This window comes from Leuconostoc sp. XM4, from assembly GCF_055698815.1.
The window spans coordinates 496,966-514,636 of record NZ_CP134507.1; the positions used below are offsets into that span (position 1 = coordinate 496,966).

General features: G+C 37.5%; 17 protein-coding genes. 15 read left to right on the forward strand and 2 right to left on the reverse strand.

Going from position 1 to position 17,671, the window contains the following annotated elements; genetic code table 11:
* The first annotated feature begins 42 nt into the window (after positions 1 to 42).
* From plsX to RHP64_RS02670, 6 genes are all read left to right on the forward strand, one after another.
* Positions 43 to 1,089, forward strand: coding sequence for a phosphate acyltransferase PlsX (plsX, locus tag RHP64_RS02645; protein WP_025267848.1), 1,047 nt, complete (start codon positions 43 to 45; stop codon positions 1,087 to 1,089).
* A 49-nt stretch (positions 1,090 to 1,138) separates the two neighbouring features.
* Positions 1,139 to 1,387 (forward strand): acyl carrier protein, encoded by a 249-nt coding sequence (gene acpP / locus RHP64_RS02650; protein ID WP_010284595.1) that lies wholly within the window; start codon positions 1,139 to 1,141, stop codon positions 1,385 to 1,387.
* A 185-nt stretch (positions 1,388 to 1,572) separates the two neighbouring features.
* On the forward strand, positions 1,573 to 2,025 hold the full coding sequence (locus tag RHP64_RS02655) for a SprT family protein (RefSeq protein WP_025267849.1): 453 nt from the start codon (positions 1,573 to 1,575) through the stop codon (positions 2,023 to 2,025).
* 44 nt (positions 2,026 to 2,069) lie between these two features.
* Positions 2,070 to 2,903 carry a Cof-type HAD-IIB family hydrolase gene (locus tag RHP64_RS02660; protein ID WP_025267850.1) on the forward strand — a complete coding sequence of 278 codons (834 nt, stop codon included), beginning with the start codon at positions 2,070 to 2,072 and terminating at the stop codon, positions 2,901 to 2,903.
* Positions 2,904 to 3,110, forward strand: coding sequence for a hypothetical protein (locus RHP64_RS02665; RefSeq protein WP_011679369.1), 207 nt, complete (start codon positions 2,904 to 2,906; stop codon positions 3,108 to 3,110).
* Positions 3,103 to 3,837, forward strand: a complete 735-nt coding sequence (locus RHP64_RS02670) for a CPBP family intramembrane glutamic endopeptidase (protein WP_150288601.1) — start codon at positions 3,103 to 3,105, stop codon at positions 3,835 to 3,837. Before RHP64_RS02665 ends, RHP64_RS02670 begins: the two co-directional genes overlap by 8 nt.
* 40 nt (positions 3,838 to 3,877) lie before the next feature.
* Here the strand turns inward: RHP64_RS02670 and RHP64_RS02675 are convergent, their stop codons facing one another.
* A complete protein-coding gene (locus tag RHP64_RS02675; protein WP_025267852.1) occupies positions 3,878 to 4,975 on the reverse strand; it encodes an aminopeptidase P family protein in 1,098 nt (365 codons plus the stop codon).
* 201 nt (positions 4,976 to 5,176) lie between these two features.
* Between RHP64_RS02675 and ccpA the strand changes: the two genes are divergently transcribed.
* The 6 genes from ccpA to budA all read left to right on the forward strand — a co-directional run bounded on the left by ccpA (position 5,177) and on the right by budA (position 12,572).
* Positions 5,177 to 6,184: a catabolite control protein A gene (gene ccpA, locus RHP64_RS02680; RefSeq protein ID WP_462785059.1), complete on the forward strand. Its 1,008-nt coding sequence runs from the start codon at positions 5,177 to 5,179 to the stop codon at positions 6,182 to 6,184.
* 108 nt (positions 6,185 to 6,292) lie between these two features.
* Positions 6,293 to 8,155 carry an acyltransferase family protein gene (locus RHP64_RS02685; RefSeq protein ID WP_174202635.1) on the forward strand — a complete coding sequence of 621 codons (1,863 nt, stop codon included), beginning with the start codon at positions 6,293 to 6,295 and terminating at the stop codon, positions 8,153 to 8,155.
* A 113-nt stretch (positions 8,156 to 8,268) separates the two neighbouring features.
* Positions 8,269 to 9,615, forward strand: a complete 1,347-nt coding sequence (locus tag RHP64_RS02690; RefSeq protein WP_071951835.1) for an MFS transporter — start codon at positions 8,269 to 8,271, stop codon at positions 9,613 to 9,615.
* Positions 9,616 to 9,787: 172 nt separating this feature from the next.
* A complete protein-coding gene (locus RHP64_RS02695; RefSeq protein WP_025267856.1) occupies positions 9,788 to 10,744 on the forward strand; it encodes a cation:proton antiporter in 957 nt (318 codons plus the stop codon).
* A 108-nt stretch (positions 10,745 to 10,852) separates the two neighbouring features.
* On the forward strand, positions 10,853 to 11,773 hold the full coding sequence (locus RHP64_RS02700; protein WP_014324403.1) for a DMT family transporter: 921 nt from the start codon (positions 10,853 to 10,855) through the stop codon (positions 11,771 to 11,773).
* Between the two features lie 79 nt (positions 11,774 to 11,852).
* Positions 11,853 to 12,572, forward strand: a complete 720-nt coding sequence (gene budA, locus RHP64_RS02705; protein WP_011679376.1) for an acetolactate decarboxylase — start codon at positions 11,853 to 11,855, stop codon at positions 12,570 to 12,572.
* Between the two features lie 69 nt (positions 12,573 to 12,641).
* Here the strand turns inward: budA and RHP64_RS02710 are convergent, their stop codons facing one another.
* Positions 12,642 to 13,496, reverse strand: coding sequence for a MurR/RpiR family transcriptional regulator (locus RHP64_RS02710; protein ID WP_004164526.1), 855 nt, complete (start codon positions 13,494 to 13,496; stop codon positions 12,642 to 12,644).
* Between the two features lie 129 nt (positions 13,497 to 13,625).
* On the opposite strand from RHP64_RS02710, the gene gnd reads away from it, so the two are divergent.
* The 3 genes from gnd (at position 13,626) to RHP64_RS02725 (ending at position 17,651) form a co-directional block, all read left to right on the forward strand.
* Positions 13,626 to 14,534 (forward strand): phosphogluconate dehydrogenase (NAD(+)-dependent, decarboxylating), encoded by a 909-nt coding sequence (gene gnd / locus RHP64_RS02715; RefSeq protein ID WP_011679377.1) that lies wholly within the window; start codon positions 13,626 to 13,628, stop codon positions 14,532 to 14,534.
* 107 nt (positions 14,535 to 14,641) lie between these two features.
* The gene (gntK, locus tag RHP64_RS02720; RefSeq protein WP_025267857.1) at positions 14,642 to 16,180 is read left to right on the forward strand and encodes a gluconokinase; all 1,539 of its coding nucleotides are present in this window, start codon (positions 14,642 to 14,644) and stop codon (positions 16,178 to 16,180) included.
* A gap of 88 nt (positions 16,181 to 16,268) precedes the next feature.
* Positions 16,269 to 17,651, forward strand: a complete 1,383-nt coding sequence (locus RHP64_RS02725; RefSeq protein ID WP_025267858.1) for a gluconate:H+ symporter — start codon at positions 16,269 to 16,271, stop codon at positions 17,649 to 17,651.
* The last annotated feature ends 20 nt before the right edge of the window (positions 17,652 to 17,671 follow it).

Sequence of the window (17,671 nt, forward strand, 5' to 3'; positions counted from 1 at the left end):
AAGGAACGTGTTCAGCTAATATTAGTTGACACATTTAAAAATATGAAAATCGCAATAGATGCAATGGGTGGCGATTACGCACCGATGGAAATAGTCAAGGGTGTAGAAATAGCTCGTGATCGTTATCCAGATATTGAATTTTTACTCTTTGGAACAAGTGAACAGGTTAAGCCACTTGTAAAGGATTGGTCACATATTACCTTAATTCCCACAACTGAAGTTATTGAGATGGGTGATGAGCCGGTTAAAGCAATGCGACGTAAAAAAGACTCATCAATGGTTCGTGCCGCAAATGCCGTTAAAGCTGGCGATGCCGATGCTTTATTTAGTGCTGGAAATACAGGGGCCCTACTATCAAGTGCTATTTTCTTGATTGGTCGTATCAAAGGTGTTGACCGTCCAGCTTTGGCCACCGCTTTACCAAGCTTTGCTGGTGAAAATGATCAATTTGTATTTATGGATTTGGGTGCAAATGCTGAAAGTAAAGCCTCACATTTATATCAATACGGAATTTTAGGGAGCTTTTATGCTTCTCATGTTTTAGGAATTAATGATGCACGAGTGCGTTTATTGAACAATGGCGCAGAAGAGGATAAAGGGGATGAGGTTCATAAAATAGCGCATCAGCTGATGAAAAACTCACAATCTTTTAATTTTTTGGGTAATGTTGAAGCACGTGAATTATTAGAAGGAACTGCAGACGTGGTGGTAGCTGATGGCTTTTCGGGCAATGCAGCATTGAAAGCAACGGAAGGCACTGCATTGATGATGTTGAAGCAAATTAAGCAGGCTATTATGCAAACAGGGCTTCGTGGTAAGATGGGCGGTCTCTTATTAAAGCCAGCTTTCAAAGATATTCAAAAGAAGTTGGACTATAATGAAGCTGGTGGTGCAGTAATCTTAGGTGTTAATGCGCCTGTCGTTAAAACGCATGGTTCTGCCAAAGCTAATGCAGTTGCTAATACAATGGGACAGATTAAAAAAATGATTGAAAAAAATCTAGTGCCAGATATTCGAACATACATTGCAGACCATAAGGATGAGTTGCAAGCTGCGAAGAATGAATTGCAGTCACAAATTAGTGAATAAGTTATGGTATAATAGTTCTTTAGATTAAAGATTCTGGGAGTAATTACTGATGGCAATGGAAAAAGAAGCAATTTATAATATGATGGCGGATGAAATTGCAGAACGATTTAATGTGAAAAGAGATACCATTACGCCGGATTTGAATTTTTTGACAGATATCGATGCGGATTCTATCGACTTTGTTGAGCTGGTATTAGAAGTAGAAGATATGTTTAATGTCGAAATTTCTGATGATGATGCTGAAAATTTGGTTACGTTGCAACAGACAGTCGACTACATTGTTGAACACCAAAATTAAATGTTTAAATACTTTGTGTCATTCATTGGACTAACAAACATTTACAATATAGATACGTTTTAATGATTCCAGGCATTGTACTGAATCATGATATATTTTTGTTAAAGTAAGTCCTCACAAATTGTTATTTGTTTGGGGACTTTTTGTATGGTTGGCCAAAATATTAATTGAAACGATGTGTTAAAATGACAGATAACGAATTACAAAATCTTGTTGAGAAAATATCATTTGATAGTTTTGATCGTCCATTTCAACATCATGCAACATTCAATAGCCATCTACGAACAACAGGTGGTCGCTATCTTTTGAAAACACATGATTTAGAACTCAATCCTAAAATGGTTACATTAGAAGACTTTAACAAAATTATCAAGCATGAATTGGTACACTATCATCTACATTTAAGTCACCAAGGGTACCAACATAAGGATAGCGATTTTAAACAATTATTAGTACGTGTGGGCGGTATTCGATATGCACCTGATATTGGTGAAAGACAATCATCTAAGTGTCAGTGGTTATATCGTTGTGAAAATGGGCATGATATTATTCGAAAACGCCGATTTCAAACTGAACGCTATCGATGTGGTCAGTGTCAAGCACGGATAAAATTTATTGGTAAATTATCGAATAAATAAACTGTTTTGTTATAATGAATGTACAAACACAATTGGAGATTATAATGATAAAATTGATTCTTTCAGATTTAGATGAAACGTTGCTCGATGATGATGGTACGATTAATTCTCAAAATGTCACTGCTGTTCAAAAATTTGTGAAAAATGGCGGCTATTTTGTTCCTAATACTGGGCGTTCTTATAAGTCTGTTTTTGGTACATTAAAGGATCTAGGCTTAAACAAGCAAAACAAACAGTACGTGGTTTCATACAACGGTGGTGCAATCGTGGAAATCCATGAAGATGGTGGCGAAAAGATTATTGTCCAACACGGCATGGATTTAGAATTAGCCAAGAAAATTTTCTCTCTTGGCCAGATTCAGGCGGACATTGATACACACATCTACACGATAGATACACTATTCATTTATAATATTTCAAAAAATGATGAACAATATATGAGAGAACGTAGTGTGCCATATCAAGAAATGGCCAACGATAAGTTAGATTTTCTTTCGAATGAAAAAACGATAATGAAAGTTATTTTTGAACATCATGATCCAGATGTATTACAAAAAATTGCTGATACGGTTAATGCTCAGCTTGCTGATAGGGTATTGACAACATTCAGTTCCAATCGTTATGTTGAGTTCAATCCCAAGGGGAGTGACAAGGGTTCTGCCGGATTAGAATTAGCTGACATGCTGGGAATATCACGAAACGAAGTTGCTGCGTTGGGTGATAATTTGAATGATGCAGCTCAAATCAAAGCCGCAGGCGTAGGTGTTGCCGTGGCAAATGCTAAACCGGAAATTAAAGAAATTGCTGACTTGGTATTGTCAAAAACAAATAATGAAGGCGCGGTTGCGGAATTCATTAATGAACATACAGGAAAATAAATGGGTAATTTAATTACGAGAATCATACTGTCGGTTGTTAGTTTCGCACTTTTTGTCCTAATATTCTTGTTGAGTGACCAACAAAACTGGCCATTATGGGTAACGATAACGCTTGTTGCTGTTTTGTTCATCGTGTTTAACATTTGTTTTGTATGGCTGTATTGGCAAAAGAAAAAGCGCACACTGGATGAGGATGACGATGCTTGAAACGACAAATGAAGTAAGACCAAAATCTTTACTGCTTAGAATAATCAATGTTGTTTTTACGCTATTTTTAATAGTTGTGGCACCCATCCCTTTGGTCCTTGCTACAAAAACAGATAATATATTTTTACAAATATTGTGTGCCGCAACAATGTTCATTTTTTATATAGGCATTGGGTTCTATGCTTATAGACTACTAAGAAAAAATGTACCTGGCCCAGTCTTTACCAAACCAGATATTCGAAACTGGCGAGGCCTCTGGTGGCTAGTAGGTATGTGGTTTGTTATGATAGCCATCGAGATGATACTAGCTCAATTACGGGTTCAACTAACAGGGGTTACCACAACCGAAAATCAAGAGGCTATTAATGAGCTAACTTCAAATTTAAATGTGACAATGGTTGCTATGGTAATTTATGGTACGTTTTTGGCACCTGTAGTTGAAGAATTAGTTTTTCGTGGGCTTATTTTAAATTATTTTTTCCGCAAAAGTTGGTGGTGGGCAAATATTATTTTGTCGGGGGCAGTTTTTGCACTGCCACACATGGATACGATTCCCACTAATCTCGCCGACACCTTAAGTTATGTGATATACGCTAGCATGGGGATGGTGCTCGCCTACATTTACAAAAAAAATGGTGATTTGAAAAATAGTATTGCCGTTCATATGTTGAATAATGGTATAACAATGATACCATTGCTAATTGTAGCAATTATGAATGCTATATAATAAAAGACCAATGACTTAAGTCATTGGTCTTTTATTTATTTCAGAATTGTAGTAGTTCTTTGGTTGTGTGCGTATAAGGAATGAAACCTTCTTTACTCATATAACCACTATCTTCAATACGGACACCAGCAACACCTGGAACGTAGATACCAGGTTCAATAGAAAAGACCATGCCTTCTTCAAGAATCATATCATTTCCCGCCATGATTGAAGGAAACTCATGTACTGATGAGCCTAAGCCATGTCCGAGTCGATGATTAAAATATTGACCATAGCCAGCTTTTGTAATGATATTTCGTGCGATGTCATCCAGTTCGCTGGCTGTCATACCAATTTTAGCTTGTGATTGGGCCGTGAGTTGTGCTTCGAGCGTAATAGCATGTATTTTTTTGGCTTCGTCGCTCACGTTTCCAAAAGCTACTGTCCTTGTGGCATCTGAGGCATATCCTTCAGTCATCGTTCCTAAATCAAACAACGCCATTTCACCAGTATTGAGTGTATTTGTTGATGTTGAACCATGTGGGTCAGCGGCGTGGGCCCCAAATTGAACTAGCGTTTCAAAACTCATGCTAGCTACGCCTGCTTTTTTGAGTTCATATTCTAATTCAGCGGCAACGGCTAACTCTGATATACCAATCTCTAGAGCGTTAAAGCCAATCTCAAAGGCGCGATCCGCATCACGACCAGCGGCCTTCATATGTGCTATTTCGTCTGGTGTTTTTATTAGGCGAAGTTGATTAATTTGATCTGTAATGTCAATAGAAAACTCTCCATCAGGAAAGGCGGTTTGCAGTAATTTAAGACGTGCAACTGTTAGATTATCGGCCTCAATGGCAAACTTTTTACCGTTGGTTAATGTTCTAATATGGTTAGTTAAATTTAACCAAGGATTTTCATGGTCTTCATAGCCAAAAGCAGCATAGCGCCAGCCACTTTCTTTCATACTGTTGACTTCCAGTGCTGGTCCAAACAAAAAAGGTTCACTATTTTCCAGTAGAACGAGCGCTAAAACACGTTCTATTGGATCAGATTCAAAACTGCTTAAATAGGCAACACTGTGGTAATTTGTAATGATAGCGCCTGACAACTCTTGTTTGGTCAGCCAGCTAGTTAATGCGCTGATTTTTTCTGCATTCATGACACTAACTCCTGTGAAATTTTATATAAATACATTGTATCACTTTCATCATGATGAATCTTTTCTTGTAACAAAGTGAAACAATGATGAAAACACTTATAATTAATGTTGTAAGCGTTTGCAATTTGATTCTGATTTGATATAATAGTGTAGATAACTTCTAAAAAAAATAATAATAAATGTATTAAAGAGGAACAAATTATGCAAAAAAAGCAAACGGCTACAATTTATGATGTTGCTAGTCGAGTTGGTGTATCACTAGCAACAGTATCGCGAGTTGTAAATGGCAACAGTAATGTCCGTGAATCTACGAAACGTAAAGTATTGGATGCGATTGAAGAATTAGGTTACCATCCCAATGCTGTAGCACGTGGGTTGGCTTCAAAAAAGACGACTACCATTGGTGTTGTGATGCCAGACGTAACAGACATGTACTATTCAGAGCTGGCACGAGGCATTGATGATGTCGCTAATATGTATCATTATGATGTCTTGCTAACAAATACAGATGAAGATCCTGTGCGTGAAACAATGGCTATTAACAATCTTGCCAGCAAGCAAGTTGATGGCATTATTTTTATGGGCAATGAATTGGATCGTGAAGTTTTAAAGACAATCTCCTCTGTTGATGCACCGTTTGTTTTAGCTGGTTCTATTGATGCTGAAAAGGTTTTGCCAAGTGTTAACATTGACTATATTGTAGCTACTAAAGAAGCGGTTGAAATGGTAGTTAAAAATGGACATGAACGTGTAGCGTTAGTTACCGGACCAATGGAATATGCAATTAACAAACAACATCGCTTAGTTGGCTACCAAGCAGGTCTAGAAGCTGCCGGACAAGAGTTTGATGAGGATTTGTTATTTGCCTCTCATCAGGACTATTCTGCTGGCTATCAAATCGCTGATAAAATTTTTGCTACTAATGCAACAGCAGCTATTGTTCATGATGATGAAGTTGCATTAGGAATCATGAATTATATGCGCGATCAAGGGAAGTCAGTTCCTGAAGATTTTGAAATCATCACATCAAATGATACAAAATTTGCAATTGTGACGCGTCCTGCGCTAACATCAATCGGTCAACCTAAGTACGATATTGGTGCAGTCGCAATGCGTATGTTAACTAAATTGATGAATAATGAAGTGGTGGATAACATGCAAGTTACGTTACCACATACATTTGAAAAACGAGGAACAACAATTAATTAAGAAATAATATTGAAATATTTGACATGTTACGTTAATAAAAGTAAAATTAGAGAAATGATGTAGATTTCGTGTATTTGAGATTATTGAGGGAACATAACGGTCAAAATTATGGAAATTCCAAAAAGACGTTATATCAAGGGATTTGATGGCTTACGTGCTTTAGCTGTCATTGGTGTTATTTTATTTCACTTAATGCCCACAAAATTTGTCGGTGGCTGGTTTGGCGTGCCACTTTTTTTTGTGATTTCAGGATATTTAATTACTGATCAATTGATACAAGAGTTTGATCGTAATCACAAGATTGCAATTTTTAAGTTTTATAAACGCAGATTAAAGCGTTTGTATCCGGCTTTAGTAGCCATGATGTTGATAGTGACTGCGGTGATTTTGCTTTTTGATCATCAGTTAATCTACAATTTACGTCCTACTGTTGAAACTAATTTATTGTATGTCTTTAACTTTTGGGCAATTGGCCATGGACCGTCCTATTTTCAACAATTTGGTGGTGCTTCGCCTTTCACACATCTATGGTCACTTTCGATAGAGGGACAATTTTATTTTATTTGGCCGTTAGTTGTTTGGGCTATTTTACGATTGGGTTTGAAGCGAATAAATATTGCTAGAGTACTAATTTTGCTTTCATTAATTAGTGCAATATTAATGGCTGTTTTGTATGATCCTACTGCTATTAATCGAGTATATTATGGCACGGATACCCGACTATTTGCTATCCTATTGGGCACAGCCCTAGCATTTGTTTGGCCCTCGATTAAGCTCTCTAATCATGTTAGTAGCAAGGTGCAACGCTATCTTAATATTGCGGGATTCTGTTCCTTTTTACTTTGGGGATTAGGAACACTATGGTTGAATGGGCAACATCCTGCGACTTATTATGGATTAATGTACTTGTTAACTATAGCAAGTACTGTTTTGGTTGCTGTAACAGCTCATCCGGCTTCCTGGCATGCCAAAATATTGGATAACAAACTTTTAAATTATTTAGGGAAACGTTCCTATAGTATCTACTTATATCAATTACCAGTTTTTGTGTTTTACGAAAAATTTATCCCACATTATCAACCAAATGTTTTGAATATATTGATTGAAATTGCGCTTGTTCTGTTGCTAAGTGAATTGAGCTACCGCTATGTTGAAAATTTGTTCCGTAATGGAGAAAACCTGCGCCAAGTTGGTCATTGGTTGGTGCAATCACGTAATCGATTTTTCTTAATTTTAACGCCTGCGCTGATTTTTTTGTTTTTCATAGGTCATGGATTGGCAAGTCAAAATGCTGGTCAACCGCAACCACAGACTGAATTACAAAAGAAATTACTCAAAAATAAATTGGCGGTGAAAAAAAGTAATCAAATCGCTCAAAAATCGGCTAAACACTCTTCTAAGCAATCAAGTAATAAAAACATGTCGGCAGCTGATAAAAAAGTAATTGCAACATATGATTTAAACGCTGCACAATACATGAGCTTCAAGAATATGTCATTTACAGCTATTGGTGATTCGGTTATGTTAGATTCAGCACCATATCTCCAAGACATTAATCCCAAGATAGTGGTCGACGCAAAGGTGGGGCGTCAAGCCTACGAGGCACCGAATTTAGTGAAAAAAATGGCTCGCAACGATGAGTTGGCACCGAACGTCATAGTAGGATTAGGAACAAATGGTGAGATTAGAAGACAAGATTTAGATCGCATGATGAAAACCTTTGGTACAAAGCGACAGGTTTATTGGATTAATAATTTAGTACAGAGTAAACCTTGGCAGAAAGATAACAATGATATGTTGGCGAAAGCTAATAATGATTATAAAAATCTACATATTATTGACTGGTATCGTTTGGCAAAAAAACATTCGGATTGGTTCGCTGATGATGGTGTCCACCAAGGACCTCTTGGCGCACGAAATTACGTCAGATTGATTGTTGAAAAAACAGGTGATGTGAACAAAATCAAGTAAGAATTAGCGCATGCAACGTTTTAACATAATATCATTATAAATTATCCGTCAAAAGTTGAATTTTATACTTATTTATATTAGAATGAATATAAATAAGTGTTTGAGGGGGTATTATGTTTAAAAACATCAGAAAATTAACACCATTTTCACTTGCGTTATTATCAATTGCATTTATCATGTCGATTAGTCAATCTACTATGACAACGGCTTATCCGATTTTGATGAAAAGTTTTAATGTTAACGCGAGCACTGTTCAGTGGTTAACAACAGGTTTTATGGTTGCAATGACACTAGTCATGCCGCTAAGTCCTTGGCTTTTGGATAATGTGTCCTTACGTAAATTACTCAATGGAATTGTAGCCCTCTTTTTACTAGGAACGTTTTTGGCTATGGTTACACCCAACTTTACCGGTATTATTATCGGTCGGTTGTTAGAAGGTTTAGCGGTGGGGGCCTTATTTCCAACTTTTCAAAGTGTCATCATGGAAAATACTGATAAAAATCAACGAGGTGTAGCTATGGGCGTAGTTGGTTTAGTTATGGGTTCAGCCTTAGCTGTTGGTCCGATTATTTCTGGCGTGGTCCTGCAATGGATTTCTTGGCGTGCTTTATTTATGTTATTTTTTGTCATATTGCTGATTTTGATTATTGTTTTGCAAAATAAAATAGAAAACACGCACACTATGGAACCATCTGAATTCGATTGGTTTTCGGCTATAACCTTACTCGGATTTGGCGGCATTTTGTATGACATTTCAATCATTCCAACATCAGGAATTAACTTCTCGTGGTGGTTGATTTTAATAATTAGTGTCAGTTTATTAGCCATATTTATCGTTCGTCAAGTAAAATTACCTCAACCGTTTTTAGATTTAGCGGTGCTCAAATATAGAGGTTATGTTCCAGCTATGTTTTTAACGGGATTATCATATTCAGGACTAATTATTGCAACGGTTCTGATGCCTTTGTTTTATCAAAAAGTTTTTCATTTTAGCCCATTGTGGTCAGGACTACTCATGGTACCTGCAGCAATCTTTCTCAGCCAATTGAATCCAAGATCAGGGGCGATGCTCAACAGAATTGGGTTAAAAAAATTAGTTTATATTGGTATGGCAATGATGCTTGTAGGGTATGCGATTTTGGGTACTTTAGGGTCATTTTCGTGGATAGCGTGTTTGATAGCAGCTATGTTACTTGAAGGTGGCAATGCTTTCATTATGATGCCCGCAATTACTGCGGCAAATAACGCACTACCTAAAAATTTAGTTAGTCATGGTACTGCGATTATTACTACGATGCGTCAAGTCATTGGTGCAGGAAGTGTGGTTGTTGCTTCTATTTTAATCACCGCAATTAATACCAATTCATCATTTGTACATGCGTTGTTAATGACAAGTCGCTGGTTTATTGTTGTGCCACTCATTGGATTACTACTGACAGTCAGAATCAAGTCGAATTAACTATTCGGTTGAGAAGATGTGATGCCGACTTGATTGCGTTCCACGATAAAGCATGCTAGTATTGGATATAATAAATTATTAACGGTTGGGCGAAAGCTTCAAGAAGTTAACTAGTCGGGGAGCTAGTTGATTTTTGAAGCTTTTTTCTTTTTGTTTAGGAGAAATAAACGATATGATAAATGTTCTATTATTAATCACAGTAACTCTATTTTTCGGAAAAGTAGCTGTAAAATTAGGCCTTTCAGAGGTCATAGGTCAATTACTTGCTGGCATTGTCTTGGGCATGAGCTTTTTAAACGTCGTTCATAGCACATATTTAGTTCATGTGCTGTCTGAAATTGGTATTTTTATATTGATGCTAAGTTCTGGATTGGCGTCAGATATGAAAACAATGAAAAAATATGTCAAAGCTTCATCATTAATAGCAATCATGGGTATTGTTATTCCGATGATTGCATTTCCAATTGCGTTTATTTTAATGGGATATAGTGTATCAGTCTCTTTGTTTTCGGGTATAGTTTTTTCTGCCACATCAATATCAATTACATTAGCTGTTTTAGCTGAGCAAAAAAAATTAACATCAGCAGTTGGCGCAATAATATTGTCAGCCGCCATAATTGACGATGTCATTTCATTGCTAGCCGTTACTTTATTTTCCGTATTTATTGGTAATGGTGGCTTCAATATGAGTAGCCTGTTACCATTAATTGCTTTTGTTATCGGCATTTTTCTGAGGAAAACATTGATTGCGGATCAAATATTCGAAAATACAAATCGGGTTGGACAGTGGATTTTTTATCCTATGTTCTTTGGATCAATAGGCTTGAATGTTTCGATAGGACAATTGAACAATAAAATTGTAGCGATTGTCTTATTTATTTTGTTAGCGATTATCACAAAATTTGTTGGATCATGGATTGGAGCTAAAATATCTGGCTTGAACGATACAGCTGCAAAAGCTATTGGTGCGGGTATGGTATCGAGAGGTGAAATGGCATTAGTCATTACACAGATAGGTTTATCATCACAAGTCATTAGCGCTGCAGTCTCAGGAGAGCTTATCTTGGTGATTATTTTTTCTACGCTCATTGCGCCAATTTTAATGAAACCATTATTTGCTAACATATAAAAAGCTTATTTTATATTAAAAAAAGAATATAATAACAAAATAGGTATACGAATCTCATCGATTAGGTTATTCTAAATTATAACTAGTATTCGAAAGGGATCAATTGGGATGAAAAAGCAGGGCATAATTTGTGGGGTTTTAAGTGCGACTTTATTTGGGATTAGTGGCATATTGGCAAGTATTTTATTTCGTAATCAAAATATTAATCCGGAGTGGCTGGTTGGTGTCAGAATGAGCTTGTCAGGAATAATTTTGTTAATTGTATTATTTTGTTTTTTAGGCCGTCGGGTTTTTGAAATATGGTTGAACAAAAAAGATGTTGTTCTAATTATTTTATACGGTATCGTTGGTGTTTTGTTAGCACAATCCAGTTTCTTTTTATCTGTATACTTTGGTGACGCAGCAACAGCAACTATTCTGCAATCACTTGGCCCAACTATCATTGTTATTTTATTGAGCTTAGCGACGAGAACGCTTCCTTCTCGCTTAGATATTTGGTCAATTCTGATTGCCTTAACTGGTGTATTTTTGTTAATTACTAATGGCAACATCAATCAGTTAGTAGTAAACTCTAAAGCTTTATTTTGGGGTATACTATCTGCATTTGGTTTAGTTGCGTATACACTTATTCCAAAACCTTTGCTTGAAAAACAGTCACCCTTGGTTGTAGTTGCTTGGGGGTTATTGGTGGGTGGAACAGCTGAGAACTTTTTTCATCCCATTTGGTATATACCATCTCAGGTGAGCACTAAAGACTGGATTATCATGGTGTTTATTATTATAGCTGGCACATTACTACCATATGCTTTATATGTTATGAGCCTGAGCCAATTAAAACCTACTACAGCAAGTTTATTATCTACCATTGAGCCGATGGTGGCGACTCTTTTGTCGGTGACACTTTTACATGTTCACTTAAGGATGTTTCAAGTTGTAGGAATCTTGTTCATTATTTCAACAATATTTTTAATCAGCTTACCCCTCGAACGTATCTTTAAAAAAAGGCTTAGTGATCCCAAAATAAATTAAGTATTTGCTCAATTTTTCTGGTTTATTTGCATTATTATACTGATAAACTTAAAATGATAGGTAAGAAGTGAGGCAAAACATGACAACAATATATCAACATGGTACATTAGCACAATTAGTAGCGCGCCAAATGTCAGGGACAATAACAGTCGCTGAAATGTTGGAACATGGGGACACTGGCATTGGTACTTTTGAGGGTCTCAACGGCGAAGCTATTTTTCTAAACGGGGAAGCCTATCAAGCTGATAGTACAGGAAAAGTTCACCACATTACTGATAAACAAACTACATTACCTTTTGCATCAATCCATTTTGATCAACCAGAGGCAAGCCAAAAATTACCTTTTAAAAAAATAAAATATAGTAATTTGACTCAGAACTTGAAAGATGAGCAGTTATTTAACGTTTTCTCTGCTTTAAAACTGCATGGTGAGTTTGCCCACGTTCACGTTCGTATTGTAACAAAACAAGAGAAGCCATATCCAAGTTTGTTACAAGTAGCTGAACAGCAGCCTGAATTCAAAGCAGACAACATAACTGGTACATTAGTTGGATATTACGCACCAAAAGTTTTTGGCGGTCCAACCGCAGCAGGGTGGCATTTACACTTTTTGTCAGATGATTTAACCTTTGCTGGGCACGTTTTGGATTTTGAAGCAACAGATGTCGATGGTACTTTAGAAGTTTTTGATAACTTTTTGCAACATCTACCTATTAATAATGCTGACTTTAGAAGCATGAATCAGGATATAGCTGGTTTGGATAAAGCCATTGAGGCCAGTGAAGGCGGAAAAAATTAGCAGTATTCCTGTGGCGAATGCTATGTGAAAAGTAATAATATCAAAAAAAGGAGCTCATTGAGCTCCTTTTTAATGTGATCTTGTTTCTTCAATAACATCGCGCATGGTATCAACAACACTCTGAGTATCTTGCGATAAATGTGAACCAACTAAAGTAAATAAAGTATCGATGATTGTAAGTTGTGCGATTAACGAACTCATGGATTCGCTTCGGAAATTAACTTCTTCTGCCAATGATAATAATACTAGATCCGCTAGTTTTGCTAGCGGCGAATCTTTAAATGAAGTTACTGCGATAATTTTAACATGTTGTTCGTGCAACTTTTTTGCGATGAGAAGTGTGTCTTTATTTCGACCGGAATGTGAAATAACAACTGCAGTATCATTTGAATTGAGTTTAACGGCTTGCATTAATTGAACATCATAATCTGGATGGGCGATAACGTCAATTGGTGTGCGCAGAAATTTGTGGTAGGCATTAAAAGCAACAATAGAAGATCCACCAATACCAAAAAAACCAACGCGCCGAGCAGATATTAAAGCCAATGTGGCTTCGTCCAACTGTGTTGCTGTTAAGTTACTAACGGTTGCTGCTAAAGCATTTTCTGCACCGCCAAAAACTTTTTGAGCAACCGCAATGGTATCATCTGTATCAGCTATTTCTCCAAATAAATCGACAGATGCTGCCATTTGCGTGGCAGCACTTGCTAGTGAAACAGAAAATTCACGAAATGATTCTAAGCCGATTTTTTTGACAAAACGTGAAATAGTGGCGGTAGAAACACCTGATAATTCAGACATTTCCTGAATGTTGGCCTCTCGAGCTTCACTAACATGATTAATAATGAAATCAATTAATTTTTGTTCAGTTGTATTATATTGTTTACGTTGTGCCCGTAATTGGGCTATGATGTTATTTGCCATTTTTAATGCTCCAATAAACTAATAATACAAGATTAGAAAACAATTTTCAATAATAAGGTTGCAATGTGTAAATTATTTTCATATAATAAAAGTGTATTAAAAACTCAAAAAACAAAGAGGTAAGTAGACATGAAGTTTGCGATGATCGGCCTTGGTAAGATGGGCTTGAACTTGGTAAAGAACGCCGTTGATAACGGTCACGAAGTTGTTGCGTTTGATTTAAACGCTGACTTTGTTAAGGAAGCAACTGACTATTCAGCATCAGTTGAAGCTGCTTCTGACATTGATGATATGTTGTCAAAGTTGCCATCTCCAAAGGCAGTTTGGGTTATGGTGCCAGCTGGTGTACCAACTAACTCAACAATCGATACATTGATTGAGAAGATGGACAAGGGTGACATCATTATTGATGGTGGTAACTCTAACTACAAGGATAACTTGGAACAAAACAAGCGCACATCTGCTGCTGGTATTAAGTTCTTTGATGCCGGAACTTCTGGTGGAATGAATGGTGCCCGTAATGGTGGTAACTTCATGATTGGTGGCGATGATGCCGAAGCTTGGAAGATCATCGAACCTTTGTTTAAGTCAATTTCTGAAGAAGATGGTTACTTGTACACAGGTCGTTTGGGTTCAGGTCACTACTTGAAGATGGTTCACAATGGTATCGAATACGGTATGATGCAAGCAATTGCTGAAGGATTCGAAGTATTGGAAGCCTCACAATTTGACTACGACTATGAAGCTGTTTCAAAGTTGTGGAACCACGGATCAGTTATCCGTTCATGGTTGATGGAATTGGCTGAAGAACAATTCGCCAAGGATCCACATTTGGATGCTATCGCTGGTCGTATGCATTCTTCAGGTGAAGGTAAGTGGACAGTTCAAGAATCATTGGACTTGGACGTACCGGCACCAGTTATCTACTTATCATTAGCAATGCGTTACCGTTCATTGCAAGATGACACATTTACTGGTAAGGTTGTTTCAGCTTTGCGTAACGGCTTCGGCGGTCACGCAATGGATGCAGCTAAGTAATTAATAGAAAAACTGTTCAGCTTAATGAACAAAGCTCCCGCTTAAGGGAGCTTTTTCTGTTTTGGAGAGAAAATATTAAACGCTTAACATCGATTGGAGGTAAACAAATGGAGTATATGATAGGAGTTGATATCGGCACGACATCAACGAAGGCAGTTCTGTTTGATGATAAGAACGTTGTCGTAGCAAGTGCGAATAAAAGTTATGCTTTGTACCGTGATTTGCCTGATATGGCTGAAGAAGATCTTGATGAACTTTTTGAGGCATTGGTTTCCGCATTATCAGAGGTTGTACGTGTAGCTGATTTGAATAAAGGTAATCAGATTACTGCCGTATCATTTAGTTCAGCAATGCACTCATTAATTGCATTTGATGAAGATTGGAACCCATTGACACGCGCCATTACTTGGGCAGATACGCGCGCGGTGAAATACACCGAAGAATTGAAGGCCAACGGTATAGGCCAACAAATTTATAAAAATACCGGTACACCTATCCATCCAATGGCGCCATTGTCCAAGCTATTATGGTTAAAATCAGAACATACTGATACTTATCAAAAAGCAGCGCATTATTTGGGCATTAAGGAATACCTATTCCATCGACTTTTTGGTTCAAATAAGATGGACATTTCTATTGCTTCTGGAACTGGTTTGTTCAACATTTTTAATTTGGATTGGGATGACCAAGCCTTGTCAGTAACTGGTGTTCGTAAAGAACAGCTGCCACAACCAGTTGAACCTTATGAATACGAAACAAGTATGTTTGAAAAATATGCTGCGTTGATTGGTCTTCCAGCAAACACACCATTTGTTTACGGTGCCGGTGATGGGCCGCTTTCAAACCTAGGTGTTAACGCAGTTAAACCTGGTGTTGCGGCAATTACAATTGGTACTTCAGGTGCTATTCGAGTCGTGTCAGAGCAACCGGTTATCGACCCTAAAGGTCGTACGTTCACCTATGCTTTGGATAAAGATAATTGGGTTGTGGGTGGTCCTGTTAATAATGGTGGGGATGTCTTCCGTTGGGCACGTGATAATATGTTTGATGCTGAAAAATCAACAGCTGCCTTACTTGGAAAAGATTCCTATGATTTGTTAACGGAAATTGCCGAGCGTATTCCAGCTGGGTCCGAGGGGTTGATTTTTCATCCATACCTAGGTGGTGAACGTGCACCAATTTGGGATGCCAATGCGCGAGGATCGTTCTTTGGTCTTAATCATGGGCATACGCGTGCACATATGTTACGCGCAGTATTAGAAGGTATTACTTTTAATGTGTTTATGGTTAGCTTGGCACTCGAAGAAGTTGTAGGTGATTTGAAATCAATCCAAGCAACGGGTGGTTTCGCACGCTCACCACTATGGCGGCAAATGTTTGCGGATATTTTTGAACAACCTGTAACAGTTCCAGAGGCATTTGAATCTGGGGCGCTGGCCGCAGTTATTGTTGCACAAAAAGCACTAGGAAAAATTGATAGTTTATATGAGATTGAGAAATACATTGGGGCAGCTAATACGTATTTTCCTGAGCCAAAAAACTTTGAAGCCTATCGAGAATTAGCACCAATATTTATCCGATTATCTCGTCAATTGCAGACAGAATATCAAAATATTGCTAATTATCAAAGGAAGCATTCAAAATAGTTTAGTAAATAGTTACTGAGTATGAGTGGGGAAGAATGTATTTGTAAATGAAAAGGAGATAACGGTCAGAGACCGTTAATGCAAGTAGATGGAATTTGTTATGTTGATTGTGTCAATTTTGATTTTGCTTATTTTGATTGCAAAGTTAAAGTTAAATACATTTGTTTCACTAATTATTACTGCTTTTATTCTTGCCTTGTTGCTTGGCATGAAGCCCATGGAGATACCAAGTGCCGTACTTGGTAGTGAAGGAGTAGGAAATATTCTTGGTCCAAACTCGGTAATCTTTATTTTTGGTGGTATGATTGGTCGCTTAGTCGCTGATGCAGGTGGATCATACCGTATTGCCAAAACATTGATTGATTGGTTTGGTGTTAAGCGTCTGCAGTGGGCAGTATTGATCGCATCGTTTATTATTGGTATCTCAATGATTTTTGGTGTTGGCATGGTGTTGTTAATTCCAATCGTATTTGCTGTTGCTATTGAAGCTGGTGTGCCATTGCTTTACTTAGGTATCTCAATGACAGCTGCCTTAAGTTCGGCACAAGGATTTTTGCCACCACAGCCGGCGCCAACAGCTGTTGCCTCAGCTTTAGGTGCTAATATTGGAATGATGTTGATTTTTGGTTTGATTGTATCAGTAATTACTGCAGTTGTGGCCGGCCCAGCATTTACAAAATTAGCACAAAAATATGCACCAGATGCTTTTCAATTTAAAACAGAAATTGAAGCAGTTGGACCCGCAAAAAAGTATGACTTGGATGCGACACCAAAGTTCGGTTTGTCCGTACTAACTTCTGTCTTTCCATTGATATTCATGATCATTGCTACAATTTATAAGTTAATTTACACAGGTGGTGTAACGCCAAAGAACCCAAATACAATTGATCAAATTGTTGAGTTTGTGGCTAATCCTGCAGTAGCTATGACAATCGCACTAGTTTTTGCTATTTTTACAATGGGTATTTGGCAAAAGAAAACAATGGTTGAAGTAGGAAAATCATTGAACGAAGGAATGTCAGCTGTTGCTGGAATTTTGTTAATTGTTGGTGGTGGTGGCGCCTTGCGTGGTGTCTTGGTTACTTCGGGGTTGTCTGACAAGATTGCGACGATTTTCCAAGCTGGTGGTGCCATGAGCCCAATTGCTATTGTGTTGTTTGCTTGGGCTGTTGCGGCAGTCTTACGAGTTTCAGTTGGTTCAGCTACAGTGGCTGGTATGACTGCGGCGGGGATTGTTACGGGTATTTTAGCCGCCAATCCTGGTAACACATTATTGCCAGTATTCGTAGCGTTAGCTATTGGTGCCGGGTCATTAATAGCTTCACACGTGAACGATGCAGGATTTTGGATTTTTAAAGAATTTTTCGACTTATCAGTTAAGCAGACATTCCAAATTTGGACTGTTTTGGAAACAATTATTTCCGTAACTGGTTTGATTATTATTTTAATTTTAACGTCAGTATTTGCTTAAATTAAAAATGCTATTCCGAT